23 protein-coding genes and 1 pseudogene are annotated in these 22,056 nt (G+C 71.5%); 10 read left to right on the top strand and 14 right to left on the bottom strand.

What is annotated here, in order from left to right:
• Positions 1 to 11: 11 nt before the first annotated feature.
• From ACZ7M7_RS05900 to ACZ7M7_RS05865, 8 genes are read right to left on the bottom strand one after another with little or no spacing between them, the layout of a single operon-like run.
• The gene (locus tag ACZ7M7_RS05900; protein ID WP_383614349.1) at positions 12 to 1,154 is read right to left on the bottom strand and encodes a GNAT family N-acetyltransferase; all 1,143 of its coding nucleotides are present in this window, start codon (positions 1,152 to 1,154) and stop codon (positions 12 to 14) included.
• The gene (locus tag ACZ7M7_RS05895) at positions 1,151 to 1,828 is read right to left on the bottom strand and encodes a YveK family protein (protein ID WP_383614346.1); all 678 of its coding nucleotides are present in this window, start codon (positions 1,826 to 1,828) and stop codon (positions 1,151 to 1,153) included. Before ACZ7M7_RS05895 ends, ACZ7M7_RS05900 begins: the two co-directional genes overlap by 4 nt.
• On the bottom strand, positions 1,825 to 2,967 hold the full coding sequence (locus ACZ7M7_RS05890) for a glycosyltransferase (RefSeq protein ID WP_472113144.1): 1,143 nt from the start codon (positions 2,965 to 2,967) through the stop codon (positions 1,825 to 1,827). Before ACZ7M7_RS05890 ends, ACZ7M7_RS05895 begins: the two co-directional genes overlap by 4 nt.
• Positions 2,964 to 3,755, bottom strand: coding sequence for a polysaccharide deacetylase family protein (locus ACZ7M7_RS05885; protein WP_383614340.1), 792 nt, complete (start codon positions 3,753 to 3,755; stop codon positions 2,964 to 2,966). The genes ACZ7M7_RS05890 and ACZ7M7_RS05885 overlap by 4 nt, the downstream gene beginning before the upstream one ends.
• Positions 3,745 to 5,487: a lipid II flippase MurJ gene (locus ACZ7M7_RS05880; protein ID WP_472113141.1), complete on the bottom strand. Its 1,743-nt coding sequence runs from the start codon at positions 5,485 to 5,487 to the stop codon at positions 3,745 to 3,747. The genes ACZ7M7_RS05885 and ACZ7M7_RS05880 overlap by 11 nt, the downstream gene beginning before the upstream one ends.
• On the bottom strand, positions 5,484 to 6,815 hold the full coding sequence (locus ACZ7M7_RS05875; RefSeq protein ID WP_472113138.1) for an O-antigen ligase family protein: 1,332 nt from the start codon (positions 6,813 to 6,815) through the stop codon (positions 5,484 to 5,486). The genes ACZ7M7_RS05880 and ACZ7M7_RS05875 overlap by 4 nt, the downstream gene beginning before the upstream one ends.
• A gap of 6 nt (positions 6,816 to 6,821) precedes the next feature.
• Complete coding sequence (locus ACZ7M7_RS05870) at positions 6,822 to 8,285, bottom strand: sugar transferase (RefSeq protein ID WP_472113135.1); 1,464 nt, start codon at positions 8,283 to 8,285, stop codon at positions 6,822 to 6,824.
• Positions 8,282 to 9,421 (bottom strand): glycosyltransferase, encoded by a 1,140-nt coding sequence (locus ACZ7M7_RS05865; RefSeq protein WP_383614331.1) that lies wholly within the window; start codon positions 9,419 to 9,421, stop codon positions 8,282 to 8,284. The genes ACZ7M7_RS05870 and ACZ7M7_RS05865 overlap by 4 nt, the downstream gene beginning before the upstream one ends.
• 320 nt (positions 9,422 to 9,741) lie before the next feature.
• On the opposite strand from ACZ7M7_RS05865, the gene ACZ7M7_RS05860 reads away from it, so the two are divergent.
• On the top strand, positions 9,742 to 10,050 hold the full coding sequence (locus ACZ7M7_RS05860) for a hypothetical protein (protein ID WP_383624883.1): 309 nt from the start codon (positions 9,742 to 9,744) through the stop codon (positions 10,048 to 10,050).
• A 325-nt stretch (positions 10,051 to 10,375) separates the two neighbouring features.
• Here ACZ7M7_RS05860 and ACZ7M7_RS05855 read toward each other — a convergent pair whose 3' ends face one another.
• The 4 genes from ACZ7M7_RS05855 to ACZ7M7_RS05840 all read right to left on the bottom strand — a co-directional run bounded on the left by ACZ7M7_RS05855 (position 10,376) and on the right by ACZ7M7_RS05840 (position 12,181).
• A complete protein-coding gene (locus ACZ7M7_RS05855) occupies positions 10,376 to 10,696 on the bottom strand; it encodes a hypothetical protein (protein ID WP_369271149.1) in 321 nt (106 codons plus the stop codon).
• A gap of 59 nt (positions 10,697 to 10,755) precedes the next feature.
• Positions 10,756 to 11,076, bottom strand: a complete 321-nt coding sequence (locus tag ACZ7M7_RS05850) for a hypothetical protein (RefSeq protein WP_383614325.1) — start codon at positions 11,074 to 11,076, stop codon at positions 10,756 to 10,758.
• 61 nt (positions 11,077 to 11,137) lie between these two features.
• Positions 11,138 to 11,476 (bottom strand): hypothetical protein, encoded by a 339-nt coding sequence (locus ACZ7M7_RS05845; protein ID WP_369271147.1) that lies wholly within the window; start codon positions 11,474 to 11,476, stop codon positions 11,138 to 11,140.
• Between the two features lie 435 nt (positions 11,477 to 11,911).
• On the bottom strand, positions 11,912 to 12,181 hold the full coding sequence (locus ACZ7M7_RS05840) for a hypothetical protein (RefSeq protein WP_383614322.1): 270 nt from the start codon (positions 12,179 to 12,181) through the stop codon (positions 11,912 to 11,914).
• A gap of 413 nt (positions 12,182 to 12,594) precedes the next feature.
• Between ACZ7M7_RS05840 and ACZ7M7_RS05835 the strand changes: the two genes are divergently transcribed.
• The 5 genes from ACZ7M7_RS05835 (at position 12,595) to ACZ7M7_RS05815 (ending at position 16,153) form a co-directional block, all read left to right on the top strand.
• Positions 12,595 to 13,317, top strand: a complete 723-nt coding sequence (locus ACZ7M7_RS05835; protein WP_472113129.1) for a glycoside hydrolase family 16 protein — start codon at positions 12,595 to 12,597, stop codon at positions 13,315 to 13,317.
• 164 nt (positions 13,318 to 13,481) lie between these two features.
• On the top strand, positions 13,482 to 14,066 hold the full coding sequence (locus tag ACZ7M7_RS05830) for a vitamin K epoxide reductase family protein (protein WP_472113956.1): 585 nt from the start codon (positions 13,482 to 13,484) through the stop codon (positions 14,064 to 14,066).
• Between the two features lie 90 nt (positions 14,067 to 14,156).
• Positions 14,157 to 14,654 carry a tyrosinase family oxidase copper chaperone gene (locus ACZ7M7_RS05825; protein WP_383614316.1) on the top strand — a complete coding sequence of 166 codons (498 nt, stop codon included), beginning with the start codon at positions 14,157 to 14,159 and terminating at the stop codon, positions 14,652 to 14,654.
• A complete protein-coding gene (locus ACZ7M7_RS05820) occupies positions 14,638 to 15,498 on the top strand; it encodes a tyrosinase family protein (RefSeq protein ID WP_383614314.1) in 861 nt (286 codons plus the stop codon). Before ACZ7M7_RS05825 ends, ACZ7M7_RS05820 begins: the two co-directional genes overlap by 17 nt.
• A gap of 58 nt (positions 15,499 to 15,556) precedes the next feature.
• Positions 15,557 to 16,153 carry a DUF2087 domain-containing protein gene (locus ACZ7M7_RS05815; RefSeq protein WP_472113125.1) on the top strand — a complete coding sequence of 199 codons (597 nt, stop codon included), beginning with the start codon at positions 15,557 to 15,559 and terminating at the stop codon, positions 16,151 to 16,153.
• 9 nt (positions 16,154 to 16,162) lie between these two features.
• On the opposite strand, the gene ACZ7M7_RS05810 is transcribed toward ACZ7M7_RS05815, so the two are convergent.
• On the bottom strand, positions 16,163 to 17,122 hold the full coding sequence (locus ACZ7M7_RS05810) for a D-2-hydroxyacid dehydrogenase family protein (RefSeq protein WP_472113122.1): 960 nt from the start codon (positions 17,120 to 17,122) through the stop codon (positions 16,163 to 16,165).
• 163 nt (positions 17,123 to 17,285) lie between these two features.
• Between ACZ7M7_RS05810 and ACZ7M7_RS05805 the strand changes: the two genes are divergently transcribed.
• From ACZ7M7_RS05805 to ACZ7M7_RS05790, 4 genes and pseudogenes are all read left to right on the top strand, one after another.
• Positions 17,286 to 18,227: an NAD-dependent epimerase/dehydratase family protein gene (locus ACZ7M7_RS05805; RefSeq protein ID WP_472113119.1), complete on the top strand. Its 942-nt coding sequence runs from the start codon at positions 17,286 to 17,288 to the stop codon at positions 18,225 to 18,227.
• A gap of 38 nt (positions 18,228 to 18,265) precedes the next feature.
• A complete protein-coding gene (locus ACZ7M7_RS05800) occupies positions 18,266 to 19,102 on the top strand; it encodes an SDR family NAD(P)-dependent oxidoreductase (RefSeq protein WP_472113116.1) in 837 nt (278 codons plus the stop codon).
• Positions 19,103 to 19,188: 86 nt separating this feature from the next.
• Positions 19,189 to 19,911: pseudogene (locus tag ACZ7M7_RS05795) on the top strand (enoyl-CoA hydratase/isomerase family protein); the annotation flags it as partial.
• Between the two features lie 270 nt (positions 19,912 to 20,181).
• Complete coding sequence (locus ACZ7M7_RS05790; RefSeq protein ID WP_451173657.1) at positions 20,182 to 20,622, top strand: VOC family protein; 441 nt, start codon at positions 20,182 to 20,184, stop codon at positions 20,620 to 20,622.
• A 10-nt stretch (positions 20,623 to 20,632) separates the two neighbouring features.
• Here ACZ7M7_RS05790 and ACZ7M7_RS05785 read toward each other — a convergent pair whose 3' ends face one another.
• Entirely contained in the window at positions 20,633 to 21,844 is a 1,212-nt protein-coding gene (locus ACZ7M7_RS05785) for a glycosyltransferase 87 family protein (protein WP_472113113.1), read from the bottom strand.
• Positions 21,845 to 22,056 lie beyond the last annotated feature (212 nt).

Raw genomic sequence — 22,056 nt, 5'->3', positions numbered from 1 at the left:
CGCCCCGCGCCTCAACCGGCCGCGGCGCCACCCGCCTCCGCCGGAGCGGCGTCGCGCCGCAGGAGCCGCTTGGCCCGGCGCCGCGTCGCCGCCTCGGCCACGGCCGCCGCCAGCAGCGGGGCCGTGCGGCGCCGGGCCAGCAGGAACCGCTGGTTGACGACCGTCTCGGGACACCAGCGGTACTTGTACGGCTCCTCCCCGCGCAGCAGGCTCAGGGTGCGCGCGGAGTCGGACGCGACCTGCCCGCCCGGCTCCAGATCCCGGGTGGACGCGTGCAGCAGCATCGTCGCCACGTCCACCCTGCGCTCCCGCAGCATCGGGTCGAAGCCGTACATGTACATGCCCGTCAGACGGCCCGAGAGCAGCGTCAGGTTGACCGCCACGACCGTGCCCTCCAGCAGGAACTCCGTCGCCACGGCGGCACCGGACCGGGCCATCGGGACCGCCGCCCGGACCAGGTGCTCCAGGAACCTCGGCCGCAGGTGCTCCGACGTCACCTGTCTGCCCTGCCATTGCTTGCGGTGCAGTTCGAGGAGCCGGCGCAGCGCGGCCTCGGTCTCGTCGTGGCGCGCGACGCGCCATTCGATGCCGAGCCGGGTGAACTGGTTCACCTTGCTGCGGATCCGCCGCGCACGCCCCGTCGGCAGCCGCCCGATCAGCTCGGTCATGGGGACGGCGGGCAGGTCCAGGCACACGGAGTCGCTCATCCGGTGCCGCGGGCCGCGCCAGCACAGGTAGACCCGCTCCATCGCTCCGCCCGGCCGCACCTCACCGAAGTCGATCAGGGCGGTGCGCGCCGGACCGGCCAGGGCGTCGGCCAGTGCCCCGGCGCCCCATGCGGCCTCCTCCTCGTCGATGAGCACATCGCAGAAGTCGGTGATGGTGCCGCCGATCGGCACCAGCGCCGGCAGCGGGCGGTGCACCCGCATCAGCGGGGCCGCCGCGACCAGTTCACCGTGCCGGCGGACGAGGACGACCCGCAGCCGGCCCGGTCTGCCGTACGACAGCCACCACGAGTGCAGCCAGGCGTGGCTCTGGAACGCCGTCGCGGACGGGCATGCCTCGCGCAGTCGTTCCCAGTCCTTGGCCAGCTCTCCGAAGGCGCGCTCGTCGGTGCAGACGTCCACCGACAGCGCGCGCCCGTGCCCGCTCACCCAAGCGTCCCGCGCGCGTCGGCGGCACCGGCCGGGCCGGGGACGGAGGCACGGCTGCGGTCGTCGTCGTCGCCGTCCGGCGTCCGCCGCGGCCGGGCCAGCAGGGCGAGGCCGCCCAGCAGGCCTCCGGCGCTCGCGCCCACGAGGGACGTCAGCGCCGGTGACGCGGACGACGGATCGGTGGGCTTCAGCGCACGGGAGAGGCGCTCCAGCCGGATGCCGGTGCGGGCCTTGGTGTGGTCCGCCTCGGTGATCAGTGCGCGGGACACGGCGTTGGCGATGTCGACGGCCTGACCGGGCTTCGACGAGGTCGCCGAGATCGCGACCATCGGCGCGTCCGGCGAGGTCGCCACCTCCACGTTCTCGCGCAGCGTCGAGACGGGTACGCCCGCCCACATCTGCGCGTCCGAGAGCACCGCGAGCTGGGTGGCCACGCGGCCGTACGCCTGCGCGAAGCCGAGCGCGTCGGTGCAGTCGGCCTCGGTGGTGCCGTTCGGCACGGCGACGACGGAGCTCGTGGCCGTGTACTGCGGCGGCCTGAGCTGGCCGTAGGCGCCACCTGCCGCGGCACCGAGCAGCGCGGCGGCCGGCAGCCACCACCACGAGGACAGCCGTGTCACGCGTGCGCGCGTGCGGTCGAAGGGCCGGGCACCCTCTTCGGGGTTGTCAGTCATGAGGAACTCACTTCCAGGTTCGAGCCGGACAGAGCGTCCGTGTACAGATCCATCAGTTGGCGTGCGGTGCGCTCGATGTCGTAGCGGTGGACCACGTCCGGGACGGTCCGCTCGGGCGTTCCCGCCGACCGCAGCCGCAGCAGTTCCCGCGCGTACGCGTCGGCACCGCCCCGGACGCGCCGGGCACCGGGTGCCGCGTCCGGCGGCAGGTCCTCGACGGCGGGGCAGCTCGCGTACAGCACGGTCAGTCCGGCCGCCAGCGCCTCCACCACGGCCAGGCCGAACGACTCCTGCGGCGACGGCGAGGCGAGCACATCCATGGCGGACAGCAGGGCGACCAGTCCGGGCGCCTCGTCGCCGGGGCCGGGCAGATACGGCCGCTCGCCCGCCAGCACCACCCGGTCCACGACGCCCAGCGCCCGCGCGGTACGCAGCAGCGCCGCCTCCTCGGGGCCGCCACCGACCAGCAACAGTCTTACGTCCCCGGGCAGTTGGGGCAGCGCCTGCACGAGCAGATCGAAGCGCTTGCCCGGCGTCAGGCGCCCCACCCCGCCGACGACGTACGCGTCCGGCGGCAGCCCGTGGAACGCCCGGGCCTCCTTGCGGCGCACCTCGTCGTAGCGGAACCGGGGCGCGTCGATGCCGTTCGGGATGACCCGGATGCGCGGCCCGGGCACGCCCCAGTCCCGCAGTCGTTCGGCCACCGTCGGCGAGACGGCCACGGTGGTGTGGCCGAGGCGCTCGCCCGCCAGGTACAGCGCGCGGACGCCGGTGGTCAGCGGGCGGCCCTCCAGGCGGGTGTCGCCGATCGAGTGCTCGGTGGCCACGACGGTCCCGACTCCCGCGAGCCGCGCCGCGATCCGGCCGTACAGACAGGCCCGGTACAGGTGGGTGTGCACCAGGTCGTAGCGCCCGGCGCGGATCAGCCGGGCGAGGCGCGGCAGCGCGCCGAGGTCGCGGTTGCCGTCCATCCCGAGGTGGGTGACGCGGACCCCGTCGGCGGCCAGACCGGCGGCGACCGGCCCGGGGTTGGTCAGTGCCACCACGTCGCACTGCGCGGGGAGATGCCGCAGCAGCAGACGCAGCTGCTGCTCCGCTCCGCCCACGCCGAGGCCGGTGATGACGTGCAGGGCCCTCACACGGCCCCCAGAGCACGGCCGTGGATCCGGGCCAGCCGTCGCTTCAGCTCCAGCCGCACCGGGGTGTCCGCCTGCCCCATGTGGATGCGGGGCAGCGCGAAGTCGCCGGAGCCGGCCGGGCCGGGGGCGATGGCGCAGGCGTAGCGGTAGCCGGCCCGGCGCACGGCGTCGGCGGCACGCTGGTCGAGGAAGCCGTACGGGTAGCAGAAGCCCTCTACGTCCCCGCCGGTGATGGCGGCGAGCCGGTGCCTGCTGTCGTTGACCTCGGTGTGCAGCACCTGGTCCGTCGCCATGGTCAGATCGACGTGGGTCAGGCCGTGCGAGGCGATCTCCATGCCGGCTGCGGCGGCGTGTTGGATGTCGTCCACGTCGAGCAGCGGCTTGCGAGGACCGGTGCGCTCCCAGCTGTTCTCGCCGCCGAGCAGCCCGGACAGCACGAACACGGTGGCGGTGAAGCCCCTGCGGCGCAGCAACGGCATGGCGGTGGTGACGAAGTCGGTGTACCCGTCGTCGAAAGTGAGCCCCACCAGACCGCGCTCCGTGCCCCGGGCGCGCGCCGCGAGCAGCTCACGCACGCTCACCCCGCGCAGGCCGCGGCCGGCCAGCCAGGCGAGCTGTCTGTCCAGTCGCTCCGGTGTGACGGTGATGTTGTACGGGTCGTCCGGGCAGTCCGAGACCGAGTGGTACATGGCCACCCAGGCGGCGGCACGCCGTCTCGGGCGTCCCCCCACGGCTGTTTCGGTGTCGGGTGCGTCCGGGCGGGGCGCGGCGGAGATGTCAGCGACCATGGCGAGGCTTTCGTGTGACGGAGCTACGGACGATGTGCGTGACGGGAAGCAGGAGGGACCGGACGCCGGCCGCGTCGAGGAGCCGGGCCAGCAGCAGGAACACGACGGTCACGCACATGCAGCAGACGGCGACGGCCGCCGCGGGCGAGTCGAACAGCTCCGCGCAGAGCAGTCCCGCCCCGCCCGCGCACACGGCCGCGTACACCAGCCGGGCCAGTTCGGCGACGACCCGTCGCACGTGCACCGGCACGGCGCGGGGCCCCAGCCCGTGCAGCAGGAGCAGCGCGGTGAGGCTGATGCCGGCGGCGTTGGCCGCCGCGATGCCGCGCGCACCCCACGGGTCCACGGCCCAGGCGCCGAGGACGGCGGTGACCAGCGCGCCCGCGCCCATCGCGGCCAGCGGGAACCAGGTGATCCGGCCGGTCGAGAAGTACGACCGCACCAGCGCCCCCACCAGCGTGTGCCCGAGCAGTCCGATCGCGTACACCCGCATGACGGCGGCGGTCGCGGCGGTGTCCTGCGCCGTGAACGCGCCGCGCTGGAACAGCAGTTGGACGATCTGCGGCGCGCAGGCCACGACCACGGCGGCGCCGAGCAGCACGATGCAGGCCATCAGCGCCAGGTCCCGCTCGACCCGGTCACCGGCCCGCCGCGTGTCGCCCTCGGCGATGGCCCGCGCCACCACCGGGAAGGTGACGACGCACACCATCATCGACAGCGACATCGGCAACTGGGCGATCTTCTGGGCGTAGTTGAGGTGCGAGATGGCACCGGCGGGCAGCCCGGAGGCGAAGTACCGCTCGATGAGCACCTGCGACTGCCGGCACAGCGCGAAGAGCAGGACGGCACAGACGAGGGCCGGCACGATCGACCGGCCACGCTCCTCGCCGTACTCGGCCCCGGACACGGTCGCGGAACGCTCGTCCCGCCCGGCGACCCGCCGCCACAGGGACGGCGCCTGTACGACGGCCATGAGGCACCCGCCGATCGCGACACCGAGCGCGGCGGACCGTACCCCCCAGCTCTCGCCGATGACGAGCATCGTGGTGATGATCGCGATGTTGTAGGCGATGTAGATCGCGCCCGGCGCGAGGTAGTTGCGGTGGGCCCGCAGCGCCGCACTGCAGTACCCGGCGAGCCCGAAGCTCAGGACGCAGGTCGCGGTCAGCCGGGTGCAGGACACGGCCAGGGTCGGGTCGGGCAGGCCGGGCGCGAGGACGGAGACCAGCAGCGGCGCCCCGGCCGCGAGCGCGGCGGCCGTACCCGCGAGGACGAGGCACAGCCGCGGCAACGAGGCGGCGATCAGGGCCCGCACGGGGTCGGGCTCACCGATCCCGTGCGCCCGCCGCGCCAGCGCCATGCTGAACGCCGGCACCAGCACGAACGCCATGCCGTCCTCGATCAGCAGCGTCGACGCCATCTCCGGCAGCGTCCACGCCACCAGAAACGCGTCGGTCTCCGCCCCGGCACCGAACAGATGCGCAAGCGCCTGATCCCGCCCGAGCCCCAGAAGCGCCGCGGCCATCGCCAGCCCGGCCGACAACAAGGTCGCCCCGGCGAGAAACCGCCCCGAGGGAGCACTGACCCCGGGGTCGGTGGCGGGCGCGGTCAGTGCGGGTGGAGGATCGCTGATGCCGGTGGAGTCGGCGAGGCGGCCGTCCGAAGCAAGCGCGCCCTCGGCGTCGGGCGCGCGGTCGGGCGCGCCCCCGGTCGTCGTCGGGTGGACGGTCATCGCGGGCCCGCTTCCGCTGTCGGCGCCCCGTCCCGTGCCAGGGCCCACCACGCCGCGAGGCCCAGGCAGACCCCCGTCAGGATGGTCGCGGGGCCGCCGATGTCGGCGTACAGGAAGTTGACGAGCTGCCAGAGCAGCAGGCCGCAGGCCGGGAGTGCGCAGTCGCGGGCGCGAAGGGTGCGGCGCAGGCGGCGCAGCGCGTACAGCAGCAGGGCCAGCCAGCTGCCCGCGACCGTGAGCAGGCCGAGCAGCCCCTGTTCGCTGAGGATCAGCAGGTACATGTTGTGCGGGGAGAGCAGCGGCTGGCGTCGGTAGGCCTGGCCCGCGCCTCCTGTCTCGCTGCCGGACGACAGCGCGAGCGAGGCGTGGCCGTCCCGGTGCGCGGGAAAGGCCTTCAGCCCCACGCCCGTCAACGGGTGCCCGCTCCACATGTCGCCCGCCGCCGCCCACATGGTGTAGCGGTCGACGACCGACTGGTCCGGCGCGTCGGCGACCTGAGTGATGCTGGTCAGCCGCTCCTGCAGCGCCGACGCGCCCAGACCGAGCCCGCCCACCAGCACCACGCAGACCGCGGCCACCGCCGCGTACACCTTCGCCGCCCGCCGCACCCCGGCCAGCAACAGCAGCGCCCCGCAGGTGAGCGCCGTCGAGATCCAGGCTCCCCGGCTGAAGGACAGCGCGAGCGGGAGAAGGAGCGCCAGCGCGCACCCGGTCGCCAGGACCTGCTGCCGCCGCGCCTTCGTCCCGAGGGCGAGCCCGACCGCGGCCACCACCCCGAGCGACACGACGGTCGCCATCCCCATCACGTCGGACGGCCCGAACGTGCCCACCGCCCGGATGTCGGCTCCCTGATACGACGCCCCGGTCCCGGTGAGGTACTGGCGCACGCCGATCCCGCCCTGCCACAGCGCGAGCCCGAGCAGCGACCACAGCACCAGCCGGGCGCCCTGCCGGTCGCGCACCAGCAGCATCACGGCGAGCGGGACCAGCACGAACACCTGCAGATAGCGCGCCAGTCCGGCGACCGCGTCACCGGTGGTCACCGCCCCCGCCGCGGCGACCGCGATGCCCACCACGGGCAGCCCGAACACCACCGCGGCCGTCCGTGTCAGCGGCGCCCGTGCCTGTCGTACGGCGTGGACGACGGCACACAGCACGGCCAGTGCGGAGGCGGCGTCGGCGGGCGTCGCGGCCCCGCCCGGCGTCACGGGAAGCCCCAGCAGGACGACGACCGCCACGACCGGCAGCACGGGCAGGACGGACCGGACCCGGCTGAGCGCCGGCCAAGGCAGCGCGAACGCGGGCGAGGTTGCCGCGGAAGTGGTCACCGGTGCTCAGCTCCCCGTCGGCCGGACGAACTGAGCCGCCGTGCGCAGCAGGATGCAGACGTCCTGCCACAGCGACCAGTTGTCGATGTAGGCGTTGTCGTAGCGGCACCGGTCCTCGATCGAGGTGTCCCCGCGCAGCCCGTGGATCTGCGCGAGCCCGGTGATGCCGGTCCGCATCCGGTGGCGGGCCGGATAGCCCGGATGGGCCTGGCTGAACTTGGCCACGAAGAAAGGCCGTTCGGGTCTGGGCCCGACCAGGCTCATGTCCCCGCGGAACACGTTCCACAGCTGCAGCAGCTCGTCCAGCGAGGTGCGGCGCAGGAAGTGACAGAACGTGCTCATGTCCTGCTCGTTCGCCACGCTCCAGCGCGTCGCCGCCTCGTGGTCGCTCGCGGGCCGGTGGGTGCGCAGCTTCAGCATCGTGAAGGGCCGTCCGTCCTTGCCGATCCGCTCCTGCCGGAACACCACGCCGGGACCGTCCATCACCCGCAGCACGACCGCGCACACCAGCAGAACCGGTCCGGCCAGCACTAGCAGCGCCCCCGACAGCACCAGGTCGAGCAGTCGCTTGCCCACGCTCCCGCGCCGCGGCCCGTGCCCCGGGCCCAGCAACCTGCGCGAGAACCCGGCCAACTGCCTGGCCCCCGGGCGGTGTCCGCCCAGTCCGTACGACGCCGGGTCCGTGTCGAGCTCCCACAGCACGCATCCGTACGCGGCCAGCGCCCGCAGCGCGGCGGCCTTCTCCTCCCGGGTGCCGGCGCCCACCACGAGCACCTCCTCCACCCCGTTCTGGATCGCCGCCCGGCGCGCCTCCAGGGCAGTGGTGAGCACCGGCAGCCCGGGCTCGCCGTCGGTCTCGTCGAGGAACTCCGGGTCGTCGGCGACGAGACCCACCGGCCGTACTCCGCAGCCGGGTTGGCGCAGCAGCGCGGCGGAGACCCGCCGGGCCGTCGCGACGGGGCCGACCACCAGAGCGGGGGAGGGCCGGCGCACCAGTGCCCGGCGCCGGAACGCGTGCACCGCCGCCCGGCCCGCACAGGCTGCCGCGCAGTGCACGACGACGGCGGTGACCAGCACGGCCGGCGCGAGCGAGCGCAGCGGGGAGAGCGCGACGACGGCCGCCCAGCCGACGGCGATCCGGCCGCAGACGGCGGGCAGTTCGTCGAGCGCGCCGGGGACGACGAGGGCGTCGTACAGCGCGGCCCGCCGGTTCAGCACGACCACACCGAGGGCGAGCAGAGCGATGACCAGCGGGTACCTGTGGGATACGGGCAGGACCAGCGCCCCCAGCAGGACGCCCCCGCCGTCGGCGAACCCCAGGGACACCCGGGAGGTCCGGCGCGGACTCCGGGCTTCCCGTCCGGCGGGCCCCCGGCGTCCGGCGGAAAAGCCGCGCGGGGCAAGGACGGTGACGGCGCCCTCGGGCGCCCGCTGCTGCCCCGGTGAGGCAACGGTGCTGTCCGCGGTCATGTGGTGATGCACTTCCTGCCCTCGTTGGGTCCGACGACCTGCGCGGTGACGAGGTCGAGCAGCTCGCGGTAGACGTCGCTCACGGCGTCCGTGGCGTGCCGCAGATCGTGGCCGGCGAGCACATGCGCGCGGCCCTGGGCGCCCAGAGCCGCGCGCAGCGGCTCGTCGAGCAGCAGCGCGGTGAGCGCCCGTGCCAGTGCGGCCGGGTCGTCCGGCGGCACCAGGCAGGACGGCAGATGGCCGGGCGGAAGGCTCTCGCCCGCTCCGTCCACGTCCGTGACGACGACCGGCCGGGCACACGCCATGGCCTCCAGCGGAGCGAGCGCCATGCCCTCCCAGCGCGACGGCAGGACCACGACGTCGGCGGCCCGGTACCACTGCGCGGTGTCGGTCGTCGTGCCGGCGAACTCCACCGACGCGGGCGCACCGGCACGCAGCCGGTCCGCGTCCGGGCCGTCGCCGACCAGCACCAGCCGCGCGCCGGCCACTTGGCGTACCACCTCGGGCCAGGCCGCCAGGAGCACGTCCTGCCCTTTCTGACGGCACAGCCGGCCCACGCACACGACCAGCGGGCCGGCCCCGGACCGTGCGCTGTCTCCCTCCGGCCGGAACCTGTGGGTGTCGACCCCGTTGGGGACCACCCGCCACGGGGCGGTGATGCCGGCCCGCACTCCGGTGAGCCGCTCGGCCTCGCTCACGCACAGCACACGTGCCGCCCAACGCGCCCCGAACCGCTCCCAGTCCAGCGCCACCCGCGCGACGAGTCCCTCCGCGGCCTCGAACGACCAGGCGTGCGGCTGGAATACGGTCGGCAGAGCGCCGCGCACCGCGAGCCGGGCCGCGAGCCCTGCCTTCGCGCTGTGCGCGTGCACCAGGTCGGGCCGCACGTCGCGGCACAGCCGGGCCAACTGCCGTACCTCGGCCGGGAGTCGGTGCCCCGGCGAGCGCGTCGCGTCCCAGCGGAGCACCGTGCAGCCCAGCGTGCGCAGGGCGTCGGTCAGGGTGCCGCCCGGCGGACAGGCCACGGTCACCCGCAGCCCCGCGGCCAGTTGAGCCGCCACCAGGTCCGTCACGACCCGCGCGACACCGCCCTCGACGGGCTGGGCCACATGCAGGATGTGCGGCGTAATGCGCATGACCGAGGCTGCCCTTCCGAGGAAAAGAGTCCGAACCAGCGACACGACGTGTGGCTTACTGGACCAAAGAGACGAGCAACACCAGCCACTTATCCATACTTATCTGAGAAGCGGTCAAGTGTGTTGGAATGATGACGTTTTCGGAGTTGTTTCTCGCAGGGGATCACCCATTCGGACCCGCTGCGGTTGCGTGACGGCCACCGATCGGTCTTCTCGTATGAGTTCCCGGAACTTGGCGGCGGCAGAGTTTCCAGAGCGGCGTAGCCATCGTTAGCCGAGGAGAACGCGAGTTAGCGAAGATGATTTTCCTGGAAAGGAACATGATGAAGAACCTGAAGGCTGCTGCCGTCGTCGTCGGCTCCCTCGCCATCGCCGGTGCCACGGTGCCCGCCGCCTCCGCGGTGAACATGCCGGCGCAGGGCCTCGTCGACAACGGGAAGACGGTCGCCCGCAGCCTCCCCTCGGCCGCCAAGGTGCCGACGGGCTACGTCGGGAACAACGTGAAGCGCACGGCGGACAAGGTCAAGAAGGGCATGAAGTCGCAGGGCGTCGTGAAGACCCCCGTCATCGGCGGCGCCCTGCCCAACCCCGTCGACGGACAGCTGCTCGGTGGACTTCCGCTCCGGTAGGCATAAGGTAGACCATTCGTTCCTTTACGCCGAAGGGCCGGCTCCGCACTCGGAGCCGGCCCTTCGGCGTGTACACCGGGAATGCAATTGCCCATTGGGCCGAACGGACGATTCAGGGTGACCGGAGGCGGAGCAACTCCGTTGGACCCATTGAATGGGCGCTCTTTCCTCCTTGCCGGCGCTCCTTGACCGTGGGCCCTGTCTGCACGCTGAAGCAGACAGGGCCCACGGTCTTGGACCGGAAGTTTTTCGGACCGGAAAGGGTGCGGGCAAGCCGATGGCGGCCCGCCGGTTCACCGGCGGACCGCCATGGATGAAGCACTGATCAGAACAGGAAGCCGCCGACGTGCGCGGAGTTGCGGGCCTGCTCGACCTTGCCGGTGTTGCAGCCGACGTACTTCGAGTTCGGCGCGATCGTCGCGGCGAGGACGGCGCCGTTCGACCACGGGGCGATGCAGCGACCGTCGATCAGGGTGCCGTTGACGATGGCAAGACCCTGCTGCGGGTCGTTGACGACGACCGGGGACGACGAGAAGCCGCTACCGCCCTTGACGGTGGTGGTGTCAGTGTCGGCCGCCGCAGTGCCGCCGGTCGCGAGGACGATGCCCGCGGCGATGGCGGAAATGGCCGTAACCTTGTTACGCATGATTGAGCCTTTCCGGGCTGCGTTGAGGATTACCTGCTGCGAATGGTTCGCGGCAGGGGTCAGAACAGCAGGCCGCCGTTGTGAATCTCGTAGCGGCCCTGCTGGATCTCGCCGGTGTTGCAGCCGACGTACTTCGAGTTCGGCGCGATCGTGGCGGCGAGGACGGCTCCGTTGGACCACGGCACGGCGCAGCGAGCGTCGACGAGGGTGCCATTGACGATGAGCACACCCTGCTGCGGCGCGTTGACGACGACCGGGGACGACGAGAAACCGGTGCCGCCCTTGACCGTGGTGGTGTTGCTGTCGGCCGCGGCGGTGCCGCCGGTCGCGAGGGCGATGCCCGCGGCGAGGGCGGAAATGGCCGTAACCTTGTTAAGCATGAGCTGAGCCTTTCCGGGCTGCGCTTGGTGTTTACCTGCTGCGAATTGCTCGGAGCAGGGGTCAGAACAGCAGGCCGCCCTTGTGGACGGAGTTGCGGGCCTGCTCGATCTTGCCGGTGTTGCAGCCGACGTACTTCGAGTTCGGCGCGATCGTGGCGGCGAGGACGGCTCCGTTGGACCACGGCACGGCGCAGCGAAGGTCGACGACGGTGCCGTTGGCGATGAGAACGCCTTGCTGGGGCTCGTTCACGACGACCGGGGACGACGAGAAACCGCTACCGCCCTTGACGGTGGTGGTGTCGCCGTTGCTGCTCGGGTAGCCGCCGGCCGAGGCAATGCCGGCGCTGCCGACGACGGTGCTGAGGGCGAGGGCCGTGATGACCGCGAACTTCTTGGGCACTTGGTTCCTTCCTGAATTCACGGTTGCGCACGCTTACGAAAAGGAAACCCGTATATGCACGCCTAAGTCACGGTGGGAACATTCAAACGCGGCTAGATTCCATCGGATGGCGCAATGTCGAGTGCCGGCCGGGAGTCGAGTGGGAATCCGTGAGGTCTTCCATGAAATGCCCCGGATCGTTTGCCGAATGGCGCCGTCCGGAACGGGGTGCCGACATGCGTCCGGCCCACCGGCAGGGTGTGGGCCGGTGGGCCGGGACGCTTGGTTCGCGTGTGCCAGGGGGCTTGCGGGCCCGCCGGGTGCGGAGAGGGAGCTGCGGTCCGGACTGAGCGTCCGGGCTGCGGAAGGCCTCCGGCTGTCGAGAACCGGATCAGAGTCTCAGAATTCCGGGGCCGGCTTTCGCCGGTACGGGCGACTCGTAAGGTTGCCGGGTCGTCACTTTTTGGGGAGCAAGGTGCCGAGCCCGGAGGCGGTCGGGGCCTGCAGCGGGCGGACCTGGACGGTACCGCTACCGGCCGGGTTCTTCACCGGAATCGTGGGCCGCTTGGCGGCGTCCGGGTCCATACCGTCGAGGTAAACGCCGGACATGGCCCCCGACTTCTTCTTGTCGAACGCGCTGCCCTTGGCGATCCCGCCGTCACTGGCCAGTCGCGCCACGGCGTCGGCCGCGGGCACCACTGCCGGCGTCACCTTGGTCGGGGACATGAGACCGAGTGGCCCGGCAGGGCTTCCCGATCCTCCGGCGGCCACCGCCGCGGCGGCCGAGCCACCCACAAGACCCGCACCGATGGCCAAAGCCGCAGTGGTGAAAACTGCCTTCTTCATCATTCACCTCGCTTGAAAGTACCTCTGATCCGACGGTTGGAGAACATAGCAGTCCAACAGCACTTCAAAAGCGACGCGTTACTCCATACGCATGAAAGTCGGTGAAGTGAAGAATGGAATGAGCAACGGGATTCTGATGGATTGACATCTGGTCGGCGAATCAATTCATCGTATGGTGAGTACGGCCAGGTTGGGCCGCCTGCGCGATCAGAAAGATGAAGTTCGGAATTGTCGAACGGAACCTTCGTCGAGCCGGTCCGGTCCGCGACGTCCCGCGGCCTACCCTCGCCGCCATGACCACCGACAGCCACGTTTTCACGCCGGCCGCGGCCCTGGGCAGGTCGCTCATCTGGGCGGAGGAATTCACTGCTCCGGTCGCCTGGGGCGCCAGATGGACCGGCGACAGATCGAGCGCCTACCGCTACTGCGATCACAACCCCGACGACAACAAGCTCGACTGGCTCACCCCCAGCGCCGTGACCGTCTCGAACGGCGTGGCCACCTTCACCGCCACACCGGCCCGCCGCACCCTGGAAAACGGCCGACAGGCCTGGCACACCGGCCTGCTCACCACCGAGTACTCCGCCGAGGAGTTCCGGGTGCGGGCCGGGGACTACATGGAGACCCGCGTCAGACTGCCCCGCGGAACCGGCGCCTGGCCGGCGCTGTGGACCTGGAAGGACGGCGAGAACGAGGTCGACTGCTTCGAGTACCACTCGGACAACCCGCACCTGCTGGAGCTGTCCAACCACGTCCACCACGCCGCGACGTACCACACCGACGCCGACGCGATCGGCCCCGGCCGGTGGGTGACCATCGGCACCGCCCTCGGCGCGACCTGCGTCGAGTGGTACGTCAACGGCGTCCGCGTCTTCGCCGACGGCACCGGCGTCGGCCCCGGCTGGTCGGCGTATCCGATCCTCAACCTGTCCCTGTGCGCCGGCCAGTACCACACGGCCCCCTGTGACCCGGCCCCGATCACCTTCGACGTCGACTACCTCCGCGTCTACCGCTGATCACCGCCCACCGCTTACGACATCGAGAAGCGGTCCCCGTCCCTCGTTCGGGCGGACGCCCCCCCCGCGGTGTCGGCCGGTCGGGTGAGCGTGCGCCGGAACGCCGCGCGGGCCGTCGATAAGGTCACGCGGTGGCCCCTGACTCAAGCGCCTCTGCGCGGCCGATGCGCCGGACCGCCGGCGGCAGCCGGGCGTTCGCCCTGCTGATGGTGCTCACCGGGGCGGCCGGGCTGCTGGCCTCCTGGGTCATCACCCTCGACAAGTTCAAGCTGCTGGAGGACCCGAACTTCACGCCGGGCTGCAGCCTGAACCCCGTCCTGTCCTGCGGCAGCGTGATGGAGAGCGACCAGGCCGAGGCCTTCGGGTTCCCCAACCCGATGCTGGGCCTGGCGGCCTACGCCGTCGTGATCTGCGTCGGCGTCAGTTTGCTGGCCGGGGCGGCGTTCCCGCGTTGGTACTGGCTGACCTTCGCGGCCGGCTGTCTCTTCGGGATCGGGTTCGTCTCCTGGCTGCAGTTCGAGTCCCTGTACCGGATCAACGCCCTGTGCCTGTGGTGCTGTCTGGCCTGGCTCGCGACGATCCCGCTGTTCTGGTACGTCATGTCCTTCACCGTGCGCAACGGCTTCCTGCCCGCGCCGGGCCCGGTGAAGGTCTTCTTCGCCGAGTTCACCTGGGTGCTTCCGGTGCTGCACATCGGCATCGTCGGAATGCTGATCCTGACCCGCTGGTGGGACTTCTGGACGAGCTGACCATTGCACCGTACGGGCGCTTCGGTGGTGACCGCGGAGCGACCTGCGCGGTTACTCGTACGAACAGCCGAACCGTACGAGGAGTGAGCGATGGCCGTCAGCGCAGACGGGGTCTCGGTGGGTGCGGTACAGGGGGCGGGCACCGCGGTGAGCAGCGGGCCGGAGCGGCGGACACGGCGGGAGTTGGGGCGGCTGCTGTTCGCCTCCGCCGCGGTGGCGCTCACCCCGGTCGTCACCGCCTCCCGGCCCTCCCGGTCCGCGGAGCGACCTCCGGACACCGACACCGCCTTCGACGAGACCTACCGCGGCCGCCGTATCAAGGGCGCCCCCATGTCGCTCGGCGGTCTCACCGCCCTCGACGTCGCCTGGGACGTCACCGTGGACGGCCGGCCGCTGCACCTGATGCGCCGTGCCGACGGCACCTGGCTGAGCATGGTCGACCACTACGGCTGGTACCGGACCCCGCTGGAGGCAACCCGCGCGGCCGTCGACGAACTCGGGTCCGGCGGGCGACTGCGTGACCTGGCTCCCGGGCCGTTCGGCGGCGGGCATCCGCACAGGGAGGCGCAGCATGGCGTACGTGCGTAAGAACGTCACCAAGCTGACGCGGACCGAGCGGCGGCGGTTCGTCGAGGCGTTGCTTGAGATCAAACGGCGCGGCGAGTACGACGAGTTCGTACGGCTGCACATCGCGCACTTCGTCGGGGACGGCCACCGGGGTCTGCGCGCCGCTCACATGGCGCCCTCCTTCCTGCCCTGGCACCGCAGGTTCGTGCTGGACCTGGAGAACGCATTGCGGCGTGTCGACTCCTCGGTGACCGTGCCGTACTGGGACTGGACCCGGGACCGCAGGACCACCTCGCCGCCGTGGACCGTCGAACTGCTCGGCGGCAACGGGCGGCCCGGCGACCGGCAGGTGATGACCGGGCCGTTCGCCTACCGGACCGGGAACTGGACCATCCGGGCGAGCGTCACCGACGGCGACTTCCTCACCCGGGACCTGGGCCGCTCCCGCAGCCCGATGGCCCTGCCCACCAAGGCCGACCTGAAGCAGGCCCTCGACGACCCGGTCTACGACGTCGCCCCCTGGGACTCGACGGTCACCAAGGGCTTCCGCAACAAGCTGGAGGGGTGGGGCAGCGGCAGGGACTCCTGGCGCAACCACAACCGGGTGCACCGCTGGGTCGGGGGCGCGATGCTCGGCGGCGCGTCCGTCAACGACCCCGTCTTCTGGCTGCACCACGCCTTCGTGGACATGCAGTGGCAGCGCTGGCAGCGCCGCCACCGCAAGCACCGCTATCTGCCGGCGAAGCCGCCCGGCCGGGACAGCGTGCAGTACCGCCGGATCGTCGCCCGGGACGAACGGCTGCCGCCCTGGGACGTGACCCCGGACGAGCTGGAGGACGTGTCTGAGATCTACAGGTATGCCTGACATCCTGGCCCGCCGAAAATCGCTCTGCCCCGCGGCCCGTGTCCACTAGCCTCCGGGCATGGCAACCGATCCGACGGAACAACTGGTCCGACTGTTCGCCGAAGAGACCCGGGTACGGGCCTTCGCCGCCGTGGCGCTGGGCGCGGCGGACGCCGAGCAGGTCGCCCTGGCGGCGGGGCTGTCCGCGAAGGAGACGGCCGTGTCGCTGCGACGGCTGCGGGAGCAGGGCGTGGTGACGGCCGGGGATGCCGGGGAACTGGGCGTGGCGTACGGCCTGTTCAAGGAGTACGCGCGGGCGGCGGCGCGGCGGGAGAACGGCAACGGGGCCGCCACGGGCCCGGCCTCCGGCGACGGGTCCACCGACATGGTCCTGCGGACCTTCGTCCGGGACGGGCGGCTGGTCCGGCTGCCGGCGCGGTGGACCCGCAAGAAGCTCGTGCTGCGGCACATCGCCGAGCAGACCTTCGAGCCGGGCGTCGAGTACCCGGAGCGGACCGTCAACGACAAGCTGCGCGCCTGGTGCGAGGACAGCGACGACATCGACCATGTGACGCTCCGGCGCTACCTGGTCGACCTGCATCATCTGTGCCGGAGCGAGGGAATCTACCGGCGCCCGGCCGAGGCCGGGCGGACCCCGGCGGCCGGCATCGCCTGACCGCGGCCGTCAGGGCAGCCGTCGTACCGGTGAACCCGCCAGGTACGCCTGGATGTCCTCGACCGCCTGGCCGTAGTACGTCGCGTAGTTGGCCTGCGAGACGTAGCCCAGGTGGGGTGTGGCGAGCAGGCGCGGCGCGGTGCGCATCGGGTGGTCGGCAGGGAGGGGCTCGGTGTCGAAGACGTCGACGCCGGCGCCCGCGATACGGCCCTCGTGCAGGGCGCCGAGCAGGGCGTCCTGGTCGACGATCGCCGCACGTGAGGTGTTGATCAGATACGCCGTGCGCTTGAGCAGGGCGATCTCGGCGGGGCCGACCAGGCCGCGGGTGCGGTCGCTCAGGGCGAGGTGGACGGAGACGAAGTCACTGTCGGCGAGCAGGGCCTCCTTGGAGGGGGCCAGGTGGACGCCCACCTCGTCCGCGTACTCCTTGGTGAGGTTCTGGCTCCACGCGCTGACGTGCATCCCGAAGGCGAGGCCGACCTGGGCCACCCGGCTGCCGATCTTCCCCAGGCCGAGCACGCCGAGCCGGCGGCCGTGCAGGTCGGCGCCGACGCTGTTCTGCCAGGGGCCGCCCGAGCGCAGGGCGTTGCTCTCCTGGACGAGGCCGCGGGCGAGGCCCAGCAGCAGGGCCCAGGTGAGCTCGACGGGCGGCGTCGAGGAGCTCGCCGTACCGCAGACGGTGACGCCCTGCGCCTCGGCGGCGGCGTAGTCGATGACCGTGTTGCGCATGCCGGAGGCGATCAGCAGCTTCAACCGGGGGAGCCGGGCGATCAGGGACGCGGGGAAGGGGACGCGTTCGCGCAGGGTGACCACGATGTCGAAGCCGGCGAGAGCCTCGGCCAGGGCGTCCTCGCCGGGGAAGTGACGCGTGAACTGGACGACCTCCACGTCGTCCGCGAGCGGCGACCAGTCGGCGACTTCGGTCGCGACGTTCTGGAAGTCGTCGAGCACAGCACAGCGCAGCCGCACGGTGGTTCCTCTCCATGGCCGGGGCACCGACGGACCGACTCTACGACGGGTGGCGCGAGGGCGGATTGACCGGCAGTGGGTCCGTCACCGACCGTTGATCACGCACGCGATCATGCGCGCGGACCCGTTGTCCGCGGTCGTGTCCACACGGGAGGGGTCCACCTTGTCACCACGCATCCTCGTCACCGGAGGCAGCGGCTTCATCGGAGGTCATGTCGTCACCGCCCTCCGGGAGTCGCAGCACGACACATCGGCCCCGGTCCGGCTCCTGCTGCGCGACCCGGGGAGCCTGCCACCGTGTGGCGACCTCGCGACGGACGTAGTACGGGCCGACCTGGCCGATCCGACATCGCTGCGGGGTGCCTGCGACGGCGTCGACGTCGTACTGCACTGCGCCTCCCACATCGGCGACGACATACGGCTCACCGAGGCCGTCAACGACCACGGCACCCGCGCCCTCGTCGAGGAGGCGACCCGCGCCGGTGTCTCCCGCGTCGTCTACGTCAGTACGGCCGCCGTGTACGGCCGAGGGCCCTTCACCGGCGCGCATCCGGGCGAGTTGACGCGCGCACCGGCCTCGCCGACCAGCCGTGCCCGGGCCGCCGCCGAACGGTATGTGCTGGACGCGGGTGGTGTCGTACTGCGCCCGCACCTCGTGCTCGGCGCCGGTGACCGATGGGTGGTGCCCGGCCTGGTCGGCCTGATGGGGCTGCTGTCGGCGGCGCTGAAGGGAGGCGCCGCCCGGCACTCGGTCGTCGACGTACGGGCGTTGGGGCGCGCGGTGGTCGCCGCCGGCCTGTCGGGCCGGGACCTGGCCGGCGTGCATCACGTCAACCACCCTGAGCCGGTGGCCTGTTCGGAACTGCTGGGCACGGTGGCCGACCGCCTCGCCCCGCATCTGCCGGGCGCACCGGTCGACATCGACGAGGCGCGGGCCCGCCTCGACGGGCAGCCGCGCGCACTGCACCACCTCGACATGCTCGCCGTGGACCACTGGTTCGCGGACGACGGTTTCTGGGCGGGCGCAGGGGTGGAACCCGGGGTGGGTTTCGCGCAGGGCATGGCGGAACACGCGTCGTGGTACCGGCGGTTCCTGGACCGCTGACGGGTAAGGGCAGGGACTTCGTGGACATCGAATGCGCATTGACAGGCAAGGTCGCACTGGTCACCGGTGCCGGCCGGGGCATCGGCAGAGCCATCGCCGGGCGGCTCGCCCAGGACGGGGCGCTGGTCGGCGTCCACTACGGCCGCAGTGAGGCCGCCGCCCTGGAACTCGTGGAGGAGATACGGCACAACGGCGGGCGCGCCTTCACGCTCGGGGTCGAGCTGGGGGTGCCGGGGGACGCCAGGGCCGTCTTCGAGGCGTTCGACGCGGGGTTGCGGAAGGAGCGGGAGGCGTACGGGGCGTACGGCGCGTGGGAGGAGGACGAGGGGGAGGAGGGCGAGAGGGAGGAAAATGCATCGGCGCCGGCCGCCGGAGGCTCGCTCGACATCCTGGTGAACAACGCGGGCACGAGCGGTTCGGGGCCGGTGAGTCAGGCCACTCCCGAGACCTTCGACCGCATGATCGCCGTCAACGCCAAGGCGCCGTTCTTCCTCGTGCAGAAGGCGCTGCCGCGGATGCGGGACGGCGGCCGCATCATCAACGTCTCCTCGCTCGCCTCACAGCGCGCCTTCCCCGAATCCCTCGCCTACGCCATGTCCAAAGGCGCGCTGGACACGATGACCCTGGGCCTGGCCAAGGAGCTCGGTGGCCGCGGGATCACCGTCAACACGGTCGGGCCCGGTTTCATCGAGACGGACATGAACGCCCGCCGCAGGACGACGCCCGAGGCGCGGGCCGCCCTGGCCGCACGGTCCGTCTTCGACCGGATCGGCCGGCCCGCCGACGTGGCGGACGTGGTGGCGTTCCTCGCCTCCGACGCCGCTCGCTGGATCACCGGCCAGTACCTCGACGTCAGCGGCGGCACGGATCTGTGACCGGTGCTGACCGCAATGCCCCGATATGTTGTTGTCTGCTGTGGACCACCGGAGCAGGATGAGCGAGGACGGCCGGGGAAGCCGGAATGACCGCGTCGTACGAAACCATCGGCACCAGGCTGGACGGCAACGTCCTGTCCGCCACGTTCGACGCACCGCCGATGAACCTCATCGGTCCCGAGGTCGTGCGGGACCTGGTCGCACTGCTCGACGAACTGTCCCACCCGGCCGCCCCACGCGTGGTGGTCTTCGACAGCGCGGACGCCGACTTCTTCTTCCCGCACGTCGACCTGACGAAAGTCGCCGAGTACACCGCGGAGGCAGCCAAGGCCGGAGGCCCGGGCGACGCGTCCCTGGGAATGCTGTTCCGCAAGCTGAGCCTGCTCCCCGCCGTCACCATCGGCAAGCTGCGCGGCCGCGCCCGGGGAGCGGGCAGCGAGTTCCTCCTGGCTTGCGACATGCGCTTCGCCGCGCGGGAGAACGCCATCCTCAGCCAGCCGGAGGTGGGAATCGGAACACCTCCCGGCGCGGGCGCGATCCAGCACCTCACCCGTTTGCTGGGCCGGGGCCGAGCGCTCGAAGCCGTACTGACCTCCTCGGACTTCGACGCCGACCTCGCCGAACGCTACGGATGGGTCAACCGTGCGGTCCCCGACGCCGAACTCGACGACTTCGTGGCAGGCGTCGCCGCGCGGATCGGCGGTTTCCCCCGCGACGCCCTGATCGCAGCCAAGTCGGCCATCAACGCCATCAGCCTGCCCACTCCCGCCGAAGTGCGCGCGGACGCGGCCCTGTTCCAGCAGCTCGTCCGGGGCGAGAAGGCGACGCAGCGTACGGCTGAGCTCTTCAAACAGGACCTTCAGTCCCGCGGCGCCACCGAGCTCGGCCTTGGGGAGGCGCTGGGTGACTTGCCGGTCGTCGACCGTGGCCGTCGCGGACAGTCGGGTGGATCGCGCCTGAGGCGCGATCCAGATGTTCCTGAGTTCGGCGGTCTGCGGATGTCGAGAACGTGCCACCGGCTCCGTCCCAGGGACATCAGCGGCCACCACCGGCTGCACGAGGAAGAAGGAGAAACCATCATGGCGATCCAGCGGATGGACAACGTAGGCATCGTCGTCGAGGACTTGGATGCCGCCATCGCGTTCTTCGTGGAACTCGGTATGGAGCTGGAGGGCAGGGCGCAGGTCGAGGGCCTCGTCGCCGACCAGTGCACCGGACTCGACGGCGTCCGCTGCGACATCGCGATGGTCCGGACCCCGGACGGCCACAGCCGGCTCGAGCTGGCGAAGTACCGCAGCCCCGCGGTGATCAGCGACGGGCCGCGCAATCGGCCGCACAACGTGCTGGGCACGCACCGTGTCATGTTCGCCGTCGACGACATCGAGGACACCGTTGCCCGCCTGCGCCCGCACGGCGCCGAACTCGTCGGCGAGATCGCCCGGTTCGAGGACAGCTATCTGCTCTGCTACCTCCGCGGCCCGGAGGGCATCATCGTCGGCCTGGCCGAGCAAGTGGGCTGAGAAGGAGGCGTCATTCACCACCCTTCACCGGCGTGGCGGGCGCACGCCGCCACCCGTTGTGATGTTGGCCTTCGGCACCTGTGTATCCGATCCCCCAAGGTGGCCGGAGCGCGGTCGCGCGCCACAGCCGTAGTCCCGACAGCACTGCCGCCGCGACCAGCAGCAGGTTGCGGGCGTACAGGTTGGCGATGGCCAAAGGGGCACCATCGTCGCGGAGTTCGCGGTAGAGCAGTGGGAAGTCCAAGGTCGTGAGCAGACAGGCCGCGAGCAGGAGGCAGGCGACGGGGCGCTGGGTGGTGTCGGGGCGCAGCAGGCAGACGGCGGCCAGCCCGATCAGCCACACCATGTATTGCGGGCTGATCACGCGGCTTGTGACGACGAAGAGGAGGGTGGCCGTCAGGGCGGCGTCGGGCAGGGCGTAGGACATGCCGAGGTCCGAGCGCTGGCGCCAGTACAAGAGCCAGCCAAAGGCCAGGACGGTCAGTGCCTGCATGATGAGGCTGACGCCCTCGACGTACGGTCCGACGAACTCGTGCGAGCCATCCTTGGCCGCCCAGGTTCCGCTCCAGCCGAGATGGCGGGCGAGATGAAAGGGCAAGGCTCCGACGGACTCGATCTGGATGCCGCGGGACTTCTGGCCGGAGAGGAAGGAGAAGGCGTTCGGCATGGTGAACGCGAGGGAAGCGGTGACCGCCAGCGTGGTGAGCGCGGCGGCAACCCAGACTCTTCGCGTGCAGCGGCCCTTGCGAGTGCCGATCAGGAGCAGTACCGGCCAGATCTTGACCATCGAGCCCAGCGCAACAAGCACGCCGAATGCCCGGTCGGACCAAGCGCGTTGGTTGGACGCCACCACGAGCGCGGCCATGGCCAACCCAGTGACGAGCAGATCGAAACGATTCCAGGGCATGGTGCTGAGCGCTGCCAGCCCCACGGTCCAAAGCCAGGCACCGGCGAGACCGCGTCCGGCCACTCGTGCCGCGCAGAGCAGCATGACAAAGATGAGGATGTCGCAGAGAGCGGTCAGCGCGATGAAGGCGCGTCCGTAATCGAGACCCGGGACCAGCGCGGGGGCAAGGACGGGCAGAGCCGCACCCGGCGGGTACTGCCAGGTGACGTCGTGCAGAGGGAAGGACCCGTTGCTCAGAACCTCGTACCAGCCGCGGTACACCTTGTCGACGGACGGGTCGAGGCGGCCATGGCCCGTGAACGCGTTGACCCCCAACGCAGTGGGGACAAGCCACAGGCGCGTAAGGCACCAGAGCACGATGACGGCCCACAACCCACCCCGGGAATGCCCACGTGTGGCCGGCGGCCGGGTGAGGACAGGGGTGGAGGCCGAGGCTGCAGAGGCAGGCCGGTGAAGCATCGCGGTTCTTTCGGTAGCTGCGCGGGGTCGACAGCGGGGAAGCGCGGATTCCTCGGACTACCCGACCA

This window comes from Streptomyces sp. NPDC111606 (assembly GCF_055656945.1).
Note: the sequence above shows the minus strand (reverse complement) of the source record. Positions and strands in the feature narration are given on the sequence as shown.